The organism is Hymenobacter tibetensis (genome assembly GCF_022827545.1).
Classification (GTDB): Bacteria; Bacteroidota; Bacteroidia; order Cytophagales; family Hymenobacteraceae; genus Hymenobacter; species Hymenobacter tibetensis.
The window spans coordinates 107,182-121,507 of sequence record NZ_CP094669.1; the positions used below are offsets into that span (position 1 = coordinate 107,182).

Sequence of the window (14,326 nt, forward strand, 5' to 3'; positions counted from 1 at the left end):
CTATCTTACCAGCCTCTGGGTGTTCTAAAGCTCAGCCTTTGGTATGAAAAAACGCTACGCTTCTGTTCTGTTACCACTGGTAGCACTGGTTGGTTTTGCTGCACCTGATACGGCCTTACAGAAGGTGCGGCAATACCGTCAGGCGCACGAGTTGCCGTTGCTGAAGGAATACATGCAGTTTCTGGCCGTACCCAACGTAGCCGCCGACAGTGCCAACCTCCGCCAGACGGCCCGCTTCATTATGGGCATGATGCAGAAGCGCGGTATTCGGGCGCAGCTGTTGTCGGCCACCACGCCGGGCGTGCCGCCGGTGGTGTATGGCGAAGTGCGGACGCCGGGGGCCAAGCGAACTATTGTGTTTTATGCGCACTACGACGGACAGCCCGTGAATGCCGCGCAGTGGGCGGCAGGCTTGAGCCCGTTCCAGCCGCAACTAGCCACTACGCTACTAGCGCAAGGTGGCAAATTGCTCCCGATGGTGGAGGCGGGCCAGCCCATCAGCCCCGATTGGCGCCTGTACGGCCGCAGCAGCTCCGACGACAAGGCCGGCGTAATGGCTATCCTAGCAGGCTACGAAGCGCTGGCGCAAAGCAAGCTCAAGGCCGGGGTCAATATCAAGTTCTTTTTCGAAGGTGAAGAGGAAAAAGGCTCGCCCCATCTCAGCGAAATAGTGGAAAAGCACCGGACGCTGCTGGCTTCCGACCTGTGGATAATTTGCGACGGGCCGGTGCATCAGTCCGGGCAAAAGCAGGTGGTGTTCGGGGCCCGTGGCGACGTGAACGTCAACCTCACCGTGTATGCTTCCAAGCGGCCCTTGCACAGCGGCCACTACGGCAACTGGGCGCCCAATCCGGCCCTGGAACTAGCCCATCTCCTGGCTTCTATGAAAGACAGTACCGGCCGCGTCACCGTTGCGGGGTTCTATGATGATGTGGTGCCACTCAGCCCGTTAGAGCGCCAGGCGTTGGGCCGAGTTCCTAACTTGGATGCTACCATTCAGCAGGGTCTGGGCTTTGCCCGCCCCGACGGCAACGGCCAGACGCTGAACGAGCTAATCAACCAACCCTCGCTCAACATCAACGGTATGCGCAGCGCCAATGTGGGGGCGCAGGCCGCCAACGTCATTCCCACCACGGCCGAAGCCGCCCTGGATTTGCGCTTAGTGCTCGGCAATGACAGCAAGCGGCAAGTGGAAAAAGTGGTGCGCCACATCCAGCGCCAGGGCTTCTTTGTGACAGCGCAGGAGCCCACCGACGCCGAGCGGGCCCGTTACCCCCGCATCGTGCGGGTAGCCCCCGAATCTGGCTACAACGCCGAGCGCACGCCTATGGACCTGCCCATGGCCCGCGAGGTGGTGGCGGCCGTGCAGCGGACTACCGCGCAACCGGTGGTGCAGTTGCCTACTTCGGGCGGCAGCTTGCCCCTGTATGTTTTCAAGAAAATAAACGCCGTAACGCTCACGGTGCCTATCGCCAACTACGACAACAACCAGCACGCCGAAAACGAAAATTTGCGCCTCGGCAACCTCTGGGACGGGCTGGAAACGATGGCCGCCATCATGCAGTTGAAATAACCTGGGGAGCTCAACCGTAATACCAAGAATATTTTCATCCTACGGGAGCATTTTGTCCGTAAGCGGTTTATACCTCAACAGTATCCGTTGTGCTGTGTTAGCTGCCTTACAATGTCTGCTCCTCTATATCCTTCCGGCACCGTCCGGGCGCTGTTGGCCACTGATCTGGTAACCGATGCCACCCGCGCAGCCCTGCAAGCCCGCCTCGATGCGCCGGTGCATGAGCCCGTATTTTTCGAGCCGCATACCTATGCGCTATTCCAAACGGTAGCCGCGCGCCTCATTCCGCAGCCCGACCGGGCCGAGCCAATTGATGTGGTGGGTGGAGTGGATAAACGACTTGCCGAAGGCAAAGCCGACGGCTGGCGCTACGATGCCATGCCTCCTGACCGAGAAGCCTACCGCCTGGGGCTGGGTGGCATCAACCAAGCCGCTGAAGCCCTGTTTCAACACCCGTTTGTGGCCCTCTCCGAAAGTCAGCAAGATGCGGTGCTCGAAGCGGTGGCAGCAGGTACGGCACCGGGCGAGAACTGGCAGCAACTGCCGGTTGGCCGGTTCTTCGAGGAGATGCTGGCCGAGCTAACCGAGAACTACTATGCCCACCCGCTGGCGCAAGAGGAAATTGGGTACGTCGGCATGGCGGACGTTCCCGGCTGGACCCACATTCAGCCTAACAGCTTAGAACCCCGCGAACCGGAAGAGGTGAAATAGGGAACTGGTGAAACAGTGAGTTGTCCGCTTCAGCGGTGCGAGTCGGTACCGGCTGTGCCCACAGAACATCAAACTCATTCACTCACCAGCACAGCAAACTCACCAGTTCACCACCTCACTATTTCACTGCACATGCCCGACGAAGAAGTTCTCGAAGAAGGCGTTCTGAACCCAATAAAAACCGAAATCCAGGATCCGCTCTTGCAAGCCATTCTGGAAGAAAATGGCACCTCCCTCACGGCCCCAACGGAGCTAGAGCAGCCCGCACCCGTACCCAACCCAACCGAGGAAGTGGACTGCGTAGTGATTGGAACCGGAGCCGGCGGTGCGCCACTACTGGCCCGGCTAGCTATGGCTGGCCTGAAAGTGGTAGCCCTGGAAGCTGGCCCCCGCCGCAACCCCATCACCGACTACGCCACCGACGAAAAAGCCCAGTCGTTCCTGTTTTGGAACGATGAGCGCCTATCCGCGGGGAAAAATCCGGTGGCCTTTGGCAACAACAATTCGGGCACCGGGGTAGGGGGCTCCACCCTGCATTACACCGCCTACACGCCGCGCGCCCAAGACGACGACCTGCACCTGCACCGCGACTTTGGCGTAGGAGTGGATTGGCCGTTCGGGATAGACGAGCTGGAGCCGTACTACACGGAGCTAGAGCAGTTCCTGGGTATATCGGGGCCAACACCATACCCGTGGAGTGGCCCGCGGAGCAAAGGCTATCCGTTGGCGCCATTGCCACTCAACGGCGCGGCGTTGCTGATGCAGCAGGCGTGTGCGCAGCTAGGCATTCAAACGTCGCCGGCCGCCAATGCGGCTTTGTCGGCGCGCTACTATCAGGCGGGCATTGGGTGGCGTGAGGCCTGTACCAACCGTGGCTTTTGCCAAGCAGGTTGCAACGTAGGGGCCAAGGCCAGCATGGACGTCACGTTCCTGCCGTTGGCCGAAGCGCACGGTGCCGAAATCCGAGCCGATGCATTTGTAACCGAAATCGAGCGCGACGAAAAAGGTCGTATCACGGCCGTGGTGTATGAGCAACACGGCCAGACGGTGCGCCAGCGCTGCCGCCACTTGTTCTTGTGCGCCGGGGCGGTGGAAACGCCGCGTCTGTTGCTGCTTAACGAATTGGCCCTCACCAGCGGACAAGTAGGCAAGCACTTCATGGCGCACCCAGGTATGCAGGTATGGGGTACGTTCTCGGAAGATATGCGGCCCTACAAAGGCATTCCGGGCGGCTTGATTTCCGAGGATACGCACCGGCCCAAAGACGCCGATTTTGTGGGCGGCTACCTTTTGCAAAGCATTGGGGTGATGCCCGTAACGTTTGCCTCGCAGATGGCGCGGGGCCGCAAGCTCTGGGGCCAGCAACTGCGCGACTACATGCGCAACTACAACCACGTTTCCGGCATCAACATCCTCGGCGACTGTCTGCCCCACGAAAGTAATTTCCTGGAGCTAGCCGACGAAAAAGACGCCCGCGGCCTGCCCAAGCCTCGCCTGCACTTCACGGCCCAGGAAAACGAGCAGCGCATGAACGCGCACTCCGAGAAGCTGATGCGCGACATCTGGACCGCTGCCGGTGCCACCGACCTTTGGTCTTTCGAGCGCTACGCCCACGTCATCGGGACAGCCCGCATGGGCTTGAGCGGCGACGATGCCGTAGTCAACCCCGACGGCCGCGCCTTTGATGTGCCTAACCTCTACATCTGCGACAACTCGGTGTTTCCGAGCGCGCTCAGCGTCAATCCGGCCCTCACTATCATGGCCCTCAGCCTGCGCACCGCCGACAAGTTCTTGGCCGCCCAAGCCCGGCTCGATGGAAATAACTAACTGAACGTCAACGTTCCTCCGCGGTGAAGGAGCGTTGCGTCAGTGCGGTTCCGCTTCCACTATTTCGCGCACTTCCCACCACCCAACATCAGCACAAGTCAACTCCTAGCTGCCGCAGGGAGTTGACGTTCACAGCTACACACCTCATGGCCAAAAGCTTCCTCACCCATATCACAGATCATTTCGGCGACGGTAGCTACGAGGGCGACGAGTTCGGTGGGGCCGCCGGCCACGATGGCAGCGGCTTGCCTACTGGCGCGCCCGGCAACTTTATGTTTGCCACTGGCATTGAGTGCTCGTACCCTACCATTGCGGGCGGCACCATCCGGCGCGACCTGCTAGCCGAAACCGACCACTACAACCGCTACAAGGAAGACTTGGGCTTGGTGAAGGAAATGGGGCTCAAGGTGTTGCGCTACAACCTCCCGTACTACCTCATTCAGAAAGCGCCCGGCAAGTACGACTGGGAGTTTGCCGACAAGGCCATGGCCGAAATGCAGCGCCTGGGCATCACGCCCATCCTGGATTTGATGCACTTCGGGGTGCCCGACTGGATTGGCAACTTTCAGAACCCTGAGCTGCCCGTATTCTTTGCCGAGTACTGCGGGGCCGTGGCCAAGCGCTACCCGTGGGTACGGTTCTATACGCCTGTAAACGAGATATACGTGACGGCCCGCGCTTCCGCCAAAGACGGAATCTGGAACGAGCAGCTCAAAGACGACCGGGCGTTTATCACGGCCATGAAGCACATTACGGCGGCCAGCATCATGGGCACGCAGCAAATTGCCAGATACCGGCCCGACTGCGTGATTGTGCAAAGCGAATCGGCGGAGTACATCCATGAAATGCGTGCTGTGCCTACCCCCGAAATCTGCCTCATCAATAAGCTCCGGTTCCTAAGTCTGGACTTGCTGTACGCGCACCCGCTCGATTCGGAAGTGTTGCTCTATTGCCTCGACAACGGCATGACCCGGCAGGAACTCGACTGGTTTATGGCCGGTGAGCCACCCGGCTACCAGGTGATGGGCAACGACTACTACGGCCGCAACGAACGGATTATCAAGCCCGATGGTACGTTATGCCAGGCCGAAGACGTGCTGGGCTGGTACACCATGACGCGCCAGTATTACGAGCGGTACCGCAAGCCCGTGATGCACACCGAAACCAACACCTTCGACGCCAAAGACGCGGAGTGCTGGCTCTGGAAGCAGTGGGTGAATGTGATGCGCATTCGGCAAGACGGCATTCCGGTTATCGGCTTCACGTGGTACTCCCTGCTCGACCAACTGGACTGGGATATTTCGCTGGCCGAAAAACGCCTCACCGTCAATGCTTGCGGCCTCTACGACTTGGACCGCAAAATCAGGCCAGTAGGGGAGAGCTACAAGATGATGATCCGGGAGTTCGGCCAGATAACCATGGTGCCCTACGCCGAGATGTTCGCCATCAACAGCCAGCCCGCCGCGCTGAAAGTGAAGGTGTAGAAGCGGCCAGACGATAAGAGAACTGGGAGCATGCGAAAGGTCCCCTTTTCGTAGGAAAGCAGAAAAGCTACTACGGGAAGGGGCCTCTTAGATCTGGTGCTGTAGATAGTTGGCTTAACCTTTGCCTAGCGAGGGGTATTCCATCCGGCACAGCTTCCTTCCTGTATTCTATGAGACTTTCTACCCGCACGCTTTTCCTAGCCGCTCTGGCTACTGTCTTGGCTACCGCTTGTTCCGACAAAACAGAAGAACCAATTCCCGCCGATCCAGACTCCACTTTACGGATGGGAAGCTACTTCGACTTCACTACCATTACGCCTGCTGGCGGCACTGCTCATTCCGGCTTTGGCACCACGCACTCCTCGCTCGACATCAAGGGTAGTGCCGCCATGGATACCCACCTGCTGGTGTTGGATTTTAGCGCGGGCACTGATGCCGTTCATTTCGAAATAGACCGCACCAAGCTAACGGCTAGCTTATTAGGTGCTTATGCCTTGCGCAGCAGTGCCCGCCCCACCGAGCCGGTTTTCACATCGTATGTATACCGCCGCAACGGAGGTTCTTCTATCTACCGGTTCAGCGACTTCACGCAAAACCTAACCGGCGATGTGACCATCACCGCCTACGACGCCAAGCGGCAGCTAGCAAGCGGGCATTACGAGGTGCGGGCCCCCGAACAACGCGACCCTACCAGCATCGGCATCAACAACGATCCGACCTGCACCATCCTGCTGGCCGGTGACTTCGAAAACCTGAAAGTGAAGACGCAGTAGCTGCTCAGCGTACCGCACAAAAAAGCCGCTCCGAGTTTTCGGAGAGGCTTTTTTAGTGGCGGTTAGGTGCCGCTATACGGTAGCAGCGGCAGGGGCGTGCTCCATCGGCATCTCGGCATCAACGCCTAAGCCTTTGGCAATGGCCATGCCCAACCGAACATCGGCGCGGAACCAATGGCACAGCTGGCGCTGGGTGATGAGGTCTTTCTTGGGGCCTTCGATGCCGCTCATGGCACCTACCACGTTGTTGATGAGGTTGCGTTGCGCTTGCGGATCGAGCAGACGGAACAGGTTGCCGGCCTGGGTGTAGTGGTCGTCGTTGCCGGGGCCTTCGTTGCGGTCATAGCGGGCCGCGAAACCGTCGAGCTCCTGCGCAGGCTCCCCTTGAGTTTTGTCTTCTACGGGGCCGTCGAACGAGTTCGGGAAGTAGTTCGGGCCGGGGCCACCGTTGTCGCCGAGGGCCATCTGGCCGTCGCGCTGGTAGTTGCTGAAACCGAAGGGGCAAGCATTGACGGGCAGGTGCTCGTAGTTCACGCCCAGGCGGTAACGGTGCGCGTCGGGGTAGCTCAGGATGCGGCCTTGCAGCATCTTGTCGGGCGAGTAGCCGATGCCGTCCACCACGTGAGCGGGCGCGAAGGCAGACTGCTCAACGTGCGCGTGGTAGTTGTTTGGCACTTGGTTCAGCTCCATCACGCCTACTTCTTGCAGCGGGAACTCGCCCTGAGGCCATACTTTGGTAAGGTCGAAGGGGTTCCAGCGGAAGTCGCGGGCCTGCTCCTCGGTCATGGTCTGGATGAACATGGTCCACTTCGGGAAGTTGCCGTTGTCGATGGCGTCCACCAAATCGTGCTGCGCGAAATCAGCGTCCTCGGCTTTCATCATCTTCGCATCCTCATCAGAGAAGTTCTTCACGCCCTGCTGGGTACGGAAGTGAAACTTCACCCACGTCCGCTCGTTAGCGGCGTTGATCAGGGAGAAGGTGTGCGAGCCGTAGCCGTGCATGTGGCGGTAGCCATAGGGTGTGCCCCGGTCCGACATCAGGATGGTCACTTGGTGCAGGCTCTCGGGGTTCAAACTCCAATAGTCCCACATCATGGTAGGGCTTTTGCGGTTGCTGCGCGCCTCCCGCTTCTGGGTATGGATGAAGTCCATGAACTTCAGTGGGTCCTTCACGAAGAACACCGGCGTGTTGTTGCCCACCAAGTCCCAGTTGCCGTCCTCGGTGTAGAATTTCAACGCGAAGCCGCGGGGGTCCCGCTCGGTATCGGCCGAGCCTTTCTCGCCGCCCACCGTGCTGAAGCGCGCGAACATCTTGCACTCGTTGCCCACCTTGCTGAACAGCTTGGCCCGAGTTAGATGCGTGATGTCGTGCGTGACGGTGAACTTACCGTAAGCGCCGCTGCCTTTGGCGTGTACCACGCGCTCCGGAATCCGCTCCCGGTTGAAGTGCGCTGACTTCTCGTGCAGGAAGTAGTCTTGGAGCAACAGTGGGCCGCGGGCACCAGCAGACTGCGAGTTTTGGTTGTCGAAAATCGGGCGACCCGAAGCGGTGGTCAGCTTCTTCGGTTGGGTTGATTCTTCCATAGGAGTACAAAGAGTTGAAGCGGGAGTAGCCGCCACCAAGCTAAACAGGAAGCCAGCGGAAGCTCGACAAAGGTGAGTCCTATCCGACTATAAGAAAAATCGATTTTATTGATTGCAGTATAGATTTAAACTATAGGATTAGTGTTGTGCTTCTTGTTACTGCGGGCGTTACTTGCCATGCCGTAGCGCAAAGAAATTTCCAGCTAGCAGCTATCCAGTTCCTTCCTTTTCAATCAGCTTTCTATGACGGTTCAGCAGCTAGAATACTTGGTGGCGCTCGACACACATCGGCAGTTTGTGCTGGCGGCCGAGAAGTGCTTTGTGACGCAGCCCACCCTGAGCATGCAGCTGCAAAAGCTGGAAGACGAACTAGGCGTGCTGCTCTTCGACCGAACCAACAAAGGCGTGCAGCCCACTGCGGTAGGGGCAAAGGTGGTGCAGCAAGCCCGCCAAGTGCTGCGTGAGGTGCAGCAACTGCGCGAAGTGGTGCAGCTAGAAAAAGGCGAGTTCGTGGGCGAGCTGCGGTTAGGCATCATTCCTACGCTAGCTCCGTATTTGGTGCCGTTGTTTCTGGTAGAGCTGGTAGAGCAGCATCCGCAGCTACGAGTGCAAGTAGAGGAGTTGCAGTCGGCCCAGATTGTGCAGCAGCTAAAGGACCATACCTTGGATGTAGGCTTGCTCGTCACGCCGCTCGACGACCGGCAGTTGCGCGAAATGCCAGTGCTGGAAGAACCCTTCCTCGGGTATATTGCCGCCGACCACCCGCTCTACCAGCAGAACGTTATTCAGCCGCAGGACATGGGCATGCCGGGCTTGTGGTTGCTCCAACAAGGGCATTGCTTCCGCCACCAAGTACTCAATATCTGCGCCCCGGCTCCCGTGGACACCACCCGCCCATTCACCTACGAAAGCGGCTCCATTGAAACCCTGAAAGAACTGGTCCGCCACAACCACGGCTACACCCTAGTGCCAGAACTATCGGTGTTGCAGGAACTCGACAACCCGATGGTGAAGCGCTTTGCCGCCCCCGAGCCCGTGCGCGAAGTCAGCTTGGTAGTGCACAAAGGCTTCGTGCGGCTGCCGCTGCTGGCATCATTGCGTAACATCATCCTTAATAAAGTGCCTGAGCGCTTACGCGCTGGCAAATCAACCCAGAAAATCCGCTGGAAATAGCTTTGCTATAACCCTATAACTGACGGCAAGGCCTGCTGCGCACGCCGCTCGGGCATTGCTGGGGAGTCTATAGCTTGGCGAAGCAGGTGCGTACTGTTAAGCCGTAGCGTAGTGGCAGCGTGAAGAACAAACAACACCTAACAAACAGATCCTGAGAGCAGCAACTGGCGGAAGTGGGAAGGAAAGGGAAGAATATTATAATACTAAAATACGGAGAATCTCATACACTAAACCATTGTGTAGTAGGAGCTTGTTACTGTTGAGGTGTACGCAGTAGCCAAGTCGTGCTCTATGGCTACTGAGCGGGTGAAAAAGCGCCGCAAGCCACTTATGAGCAAACTAGAAGCAAGCTTGTATGCACAAGCTTTTGTCATTGATTCCGAAGTTTTTTTCAGGTGTTATAAACTATAATTATTTGAGGATTTTGCTATAAGCGTGGCAAAAAGTATACTACTTTATCGCGCAAAAGATCCTATATTCAGCAGCTTGAATTGAGCAAGTTTCCCCGAAAGCAGAGACAGTGGCAGTGGCAATACGGGTTCATTACCAAACAAGTAGCACCACACCATCGTAACGTGACTTAGCGGCTGCTGACGGCTGAGCGCATCCAACATATTGCCTTTTCCTTTCTTTACTCCTTATCTCTTTTATTGCATGAAAACAAATCTTTACCCCCTCACATCTTGGCTATCTGATGGGCTCCGGCCGCAGTTGGCTGCGTTCGCCACCGCCATGTTGCTCGCTCCGGCGGCAATGGCACAGGCTCCTGCCAACGACAACTGCGCTGGCGCTATTGCCCTAACCACGGGCACCACTTGCGCCGTAACCACCGGCACTACCGTAGGAGCCACCAACGGTGCTGCTCCTTCATGCGGCAGTACCTCTGGTCCAGCCAGCAATGATGTGTGGTACAGAACAGTGGTGCCAGCCAACGGCACCGTGACGGTTACCACCAGCCCCGTAGCCGGTAGCGCCTTCGACGACAGCGTAGTGGAGATATTCACAGGCGCTTGCGGCGCCCTTACCACAGTAGCGTGCAACGATGATGCTAACGGAACCTTGTATTCCAGCGCAACGGCTACAGGCCTTGCCGTTGGCAGTACCGTTTACATCCGGGTGTTTGGCTATGATGCTAGTGTTCCAACCGGGCAGTTTGGCATCTGCGCAACTACGCCTGTTCCATTGCCCGCCAATGATGCAGCAGTTCAGATTGTCTACTCGGTAGGTAAAGCACCGATATCTTCTCGGCAAGTGATTCAGGCAACTGTGCGTAACGCTGGCTCATCTGTTCTAACCAACCTGCCCGTTATCCTCACCGTAACCGGAACGTCTCCTTTCACCAATGGAAAAGTTGTTCCAACGTTGGCAGTTGGCGCTACTACTACCGTTACGTTTGACCCTTATAGCCCAACCACCCTTGGCAGCAATACCGTGACGGTATCGGTGCCAGCCGATGGCGGCAATACCAATAACTCGCAGACATACCCAGTACTCGTTACCGCCAACAACCTCTCGTATCTCAACGATAATGCGCCTGTTACGGCTAGCGTAGGGGTTTCCAGCACCACGCCTGGCGGTACGCTGGCGTCAAGATATACCATCAACAGTGCTTCTACCATCGGTGAAGTGCGGCTGAGCTTCTTGGCCAGTGCTACCACCACGTCCACCTATCAGGTGGTGGTGCTCGGGGCTACTGCCGCCGGGTTGCCTAGCACTGTGCTCTTCACTTCGCCTACTCTGAGCCGGCCCACTACGGCTGGGGTAGTGACCGTACCCGTGGCCAACGTGCCCGTGAACGGCACGTTCTTCGTGGGCCTAAAGGAAATTTCAGGCAACGTAGGCATTGGTTATCAGGTGGAGAATCCGTTGCGGTCGGGCACGTTCTTTTATCAGATTGCCACGGGTGGCGTCTGGACAGACGTGAATACCACTACGCTGCAGACACGTCTGGGCATTGAGGTCGGCTTTAGCGCCCGGGTACTGTCCAACAAGCGCAGTGCTGCTCTAGCCCAGGCTATCGATGTGTATCCAAATCCAGCGCACGAGTCCTTCTCATTGCGCTTGCCTGCTATGGCTGGTCAGCGCAGCGCCAAGCTGACGTTGCTCAACACCTTGGGCCAGCAGGTGCAGACCCGCACGGTGCAGCTAAACGCGAGCGGCACGGAAACGCAAGTGAACATCAGTGGTCTGGCCAAGGGCCTCTACACCTTGCAGATTCAAACCGCCGACCAATATACTACCAAGCAAGTGGTGGTAGAATAAACGGCACACGTATTCGGCAGTAGGACGTACACCTCGTCCGGACTGTTTACAAAAAGAGCCCGGCTTCCACGAAGCCGGGCTCTTTTTGTATGGCGTTGGGCGCCGAGCTACCGGGTGCATATGGTAGCTGCAACTTCATCTGATGGGCTCTTAGTAAGGTAGCGGCGGTTGCTAGATATCAAGCCTTGTGCTGCCTTGCTTGTCCAAGCTACTAGGTAGTGGCAGAGGCGCCCCAACGACAGGCATCATGATATTAATACTACTTATAGAAGAAAAGCTTCTATATTGATCTGGGTAAAATTAAGACTCTGAAACGACTCTCTCTCAGTCCAAAAAATACTTCTATATCTTATATAGGCACATTCACTTATATAGTATCAAGTTGCTTCACTCCTTCTTCCTTTGCTTATGAAAGTAAAATCCTACTCAAGCACACCCGGCATACTAAAAGAGCTTCGGCCTCGATTGGCCGCGCTGGCTACCGCCTTGTTGTTGGCTCCGGCAGCATGGGCACAAGCGCCCGCCAACGACAACTGCACCGGCGCTATACCATTGACTGTTGGGGCCATCTGTACGCTGACAACCGGCACGAACGTGAATGCAACGGATGGTGCCACCCCAGCGCCTTCGTGTGGCGACACCTCCATACCAGCCAGCAAAGACGTGTGGTACAGCCTAGTAGTGCCAGCTGGGGGCAGTTTCAACGTCTCTACTAGCGCCGTAGCAGGTAGCAGTTTCGATGACACGGTAGTGGAAATCTACTCCGGTACCTGCAATAGCCTCACGTCTATTGGCTGCAACGACGATATCCTTGATGGGGAAGAGCGCTTCTCCTCCGTAACGGTCAGGGGGCAAACGCCGGGCAACACGGTGTACGTGCGGGTGTTTGGCTTCGATGCTAGCGTAGCAACCGGGCAGTTTGGCATTTGCGCTACGCTGCCTCCCGCCAACGACAACTGCGCCGGCGCTATTGCCCTGACCACGGGAGCAACTTGCACCGTAACAACGGGCACGACAGTAGGAGCCTCTGATGGTCCTGGTCCGGCTCCTTCCTGTGGCGGCGGCGGCGCCTACAACGATGTGTGGTACACCACGGTCGTGCCAGCGGGTGGCAGAATAGCCGTTACAACCAGTGCTGTGGCCGGCAGCCTTTTCGACGATACGGTAGTGGACTTGTTCACCGGTACGTGCGGTAGCCTTACTGCGGTAGCCTGCAACGACGAGGCGGGTGGGACAAGCTTCTCCAGCGCGGTAGCTTCTGGCCTCACCGTTGGCAGCACCGTCTACATTCGGGTATCTGGCTTCGATGCCGGAATTCCAACCGGGCAGTTTGGCATTTGTGCTACCATACCCCCTCCTGCACCTGTCAACGACAATCCTGCGGAAGCCATCACTTTGCCTATTGCCGCCACCTGCACCCCACTGAACGGCACGAATGCTGGCGCTACCACTACTCCTGTAAGCGGCTACCTAAACGGTACCAACCCAAATACTGCCTGCGGTATTGCGGCTAACCCCAAGGACGTGTGGTATAAATTTACCACTGCCGTGAGTGGTGCAGGCAGCACCGCAGTTGCTATTCAAGTGACAGGAAACGCTGCTGGCTATTTGCGTTTGTTTTCCTCTCCTAGCGGGGCGGCTACGGGCCCATTCACCGAAATAGCGTGCTCTTCAGGAGGCGCTAACAATACGGTGTCGGCTCCGTTGACTGCGTATACACTTACGGCCAACACCACGTACTATGTGTTCGTGTCCGGCTATGGCTCCAACGATACGCAAGGAGACTTTACCATCTGCGCGGTTTCAGTACCTGCCAATGATGCTGCCGTTCAGAGTATTTACGCGCTAGGTAAGACGCCGACGAATACTGGGCAAGTAATACAGGCAGTGGTACGCAATGCCGGTTCAGAGGCACTCTCTAACGTGGTGGTACTCCTAAATGTAACGGGCGCCAACACGTTTAACGATGGTAAAATCGTGCCTTCGCTGGCACCGGGAGCATCTGCTACGGTTTCTTTCGCCGCCTTCACTCCCGTAGCGGTTGGCAACAATACGCTAACTGTGAATGTGCTTGCTGATGACCTTGCCTCGAACAACTCGCAGGCCTACTCTCAACAAGTGCAAACTACCACCTACTCGGCAGCAGATCCAAACGAAGGCGCAACCGGCGGTAGCGTGGGCTTTACGGCTAGTGCTACAGCCGCTGGTAGCGGCATCTTTGCGGTGAAGTACACTGCCAGCGTAGCCCGTACAGTCACGGCCGTCAACGCGTGGTTGGACGGAGCCCCGGCCTCAGTCGGCCAGACGGTATATGGGGTAGTATTAAGCAGCACAGGCACTATCTTAGGTCGTACGCCCGATTATGTCATTCAAACAGCTGATATAGGAGCTTACAAGACGTTCACTCTTGCCACGCCAGTTGCTGTGCCAGTTGGTGAATTTTACGCTGGTTTTGCGCAGGCGGCCTCTCCTGCTGGTACCGCTCCCTTCTATCCGCTGGGTCTACAGACAGAAACGCCTACCCGGTTGGGTGCTTTCTACTCGGTGGCGCTGACAGGAGGTGTACCAGCCGATGCAGCATCTAACAACCTTGGGCGCTTTATGATTGAGGCTGTGACCAGCGCGGTGTTGTCTAGCAAGCGTAGCGCCGCCTTGGCTCAGGCTATCGATGTGTATCCAAACCCGGCTAGCCAAGTCTTCGCGGTGCGTTTGCCCGCTATGGCTGGCCAGCGTACCGCGCAGCTTACGTTGCTTAATACGCTAGGGCAGCAAGTACAAACCCGTACAGTACAGCTCCATAGCGCTGGCACGGAAACCCTAGTGAATGTAAACGGTCTGGCAGCAGGTGTATATACCCTACAGATTCAGACGGCCGACCAAGTTGCCACCAAGCAAGTGGTGGTGGAATAGGTAGCGCACCTCCTCGGCAGCAGGACGCC

9 protein-coding genes are annotated in these 14,326 nt (G+C 57.3%); 8 read left to right on the forward strand and 1 reads right to left on the reverse strand.

The features are described 5' to 3' along the window. The first annotated feature begins 43 nt into the window (after positions 1-43). The 5 genes from MTX78_RS00390 to MTX78_RS00410 all read left to right on the forward strand — a co-directional run bounded on the left by MTX78_RS00390 (position 44) and on the right by MTX78_RS00410 (position 6,368). On the forward strand, positions 44-1,573 hold the full coding sequence (locus MTX78_RS00390; RefSeq protein WP_243798880.1) for a M20/M25/M40 family metallo-hydrolase: 1,530 nt from the start codon (positions 44-46) through the stop codon (positions 1,571-1,573). A 111-nt stretch (positions 1,574-1,684) separates the two neighbouring features. Beyond that, the gene (locus tag MTX78_RS00395; protein WP_243798882.1) at positions 1,685-2,284 is read left to right on the forward strand and encodes a gluconate 2-dehydrogenase subunit 3 family protein; all 600 of its coding nucleotides are present in this window, start codon (positions 1,685-1,687) and stop codon (positions 2,282-2,284) included. Between the two features lie 132 nt (positions 2,285-2,416). Continuing rightward, positions 2,417-4,111 carry a GMC family oxidoreductase gene (locus MTX78_RS00400; RefSeq protein WP_243798884.1) on the forward strand — a complete coding sequence of 565 codons (1,695 nt, stop codon included), beginning with the start codon at positions 2,417-2,419 and terminating at the stop codon, positions 4,109-4,111. A gap of 146 nt (positions 4,112-4,257) precedes the next feature. After that, complete coding sequence (locus MTX78_RS00405; protein WP_243798886.1) at positions 4,258-5,595, forward strand: family 1 glycosylhydrolase; 1,338 nt, start codon at positions 4,258-4,260, stop codon at positions 5,593-5,595. A gap of 170 nt (positions 5,596-5,765) precedes the next feature. Then, entirely contained in the window at positions 5,766-6,368 is a 603-nt protein-coding gene (locus MTX78_RS00410; protein ID WP_243798887.1) for a hypothetical protein, read from the forward strand. Between the two features lie 72 nt (positions 6,369-6,440). Here the strand turns inward: MTX78_RS00410 and MTX78_RS00415 are convergent, their stop codons facing one another. Further along, the gene (locus MTX78_RS00415) at positions 6,441-7,952 is read right to left on the reverse strand and encodes a catalase (protein ID WP_243798889.1); all 1,512 of its coding nucleotides are present in this window, start codon (positions 7,950-7,952) and stop codon (positions 6,441-6,443) included. A gap of 243 nt (positions 7,953-8,195) precedes the next feature. On the opposite strand from MTX78_RS00415, the gene MTX78_RS00420 reads away from it, so the two are divergent. From MTX78_RS00420 to MTX78_RS00430, 3 genes are all read left to right on the forward strand, one after another. Then, the gene (locus MTX78_RS00420; protein ID WP_243798891.1) at positions 8,196-9,125 is read left to right on the forward strand and encodes a LysR substrate-binding domain-containing protein; all 930 of its coding nucleotides are present in this window, start codon (positions 8,196-8,198) and stop codon (positions 9,123-9,125) included. A gap of 654 nt (positions 9,126-9,779) precedes the next feature. Continuing rightward, the gene (locus MTX78_RS00425) at positions 9,780-11,387 is read left to right on the forward strand and encodes a T9SS type A sorting domain-containing protein (RefSeq protein ID WP_243798893.1); all 1,608 of its coding nucleotides are present in this window, start codon (positions 9,780-9,782) and stop codon (positions 11,385-11,387) included. A gap of 408 nt (positions 11,388-11,795) precedes the next feature. Next, the gene (locus MTX78_RS00430; protein ID WP_243798894.1) at positions 11,796-14,297 is read left to right on the forward strand and encodes a T9SS type A sorting domain-containing protein; all 2,502 of its coding nucleotides are present in this window, start codon (positions 11,796-11,798) and stop codon (positions 14,295-14,297) included. Positions 14,298-14,326 lie beyond the last annotated feature (29 nt).

Bases quoted from the DNA above. Each gene is read 5' to 3' on its own strand.
- MTX78_RS00390 (WP_243798880.1), top strand. From the start codon at position 44: ATGAAAAAACGCTACGCTTCTGTTCTGTTACCACTGGTAGCACTGGTT.
- MTX78_RS00395 (WP_243798882.1), top strand. From the start codon at position 1,685: ATGTCTGCTCCTCTATATCCTTCCGGCACCGTCCGGGCGCTGTTGGCC.
- MTX78_RS00400 (WP_243798884.1), top strand. From the start codon at position 2,417: ATGCCCGACGAAGAAGTTCTCGAAGAAGGCGTTCTGAACCCAATAAAA.
- MTX78_RS00405 (WP_243798886.1), top strand. From the start codon at position 4,258: ATGGCCAAAAGCTTCCTCACCCATATCACAGATCATTTCGGCGACGGT.
- MTX78_RS00410 (WP_243798887.1), top strand. From the start codon at position 5,766: ATGAGACTTTCTACCCGCACGCTTTTCCTAGCCGCTCTGGCTACTGTC.
- MTX78_RS00415 (WP_243798889.1), bottom strand. From the start codon at position 7,952: ATGGAAGAATCAACCCAACCGAAGAAGCTGACCACCGCTTCGGGTCGC.
- MTX78_RS00420 (WP_243798891.1), top strand. From the start codon at position 8,196: ATGACGGTTCAGCAGCTAGAATACTTGGTGGCGCTCGACACACATCGG.
- MTX78_RS00425 (WP_243798893.1), top strand. From the start codon at position 9,780: ATGAAAACAAATCTTTACCCCCTCACATCTTGGCTATCTGATGGGCTC.
- MTX78_RS00430 (WP_243798894.1), top strand. From the start codon at position 11,796: ATGAAAGTAAAATCCTACTCAAGCACACCCGGCATACTAAAAGAGCTT.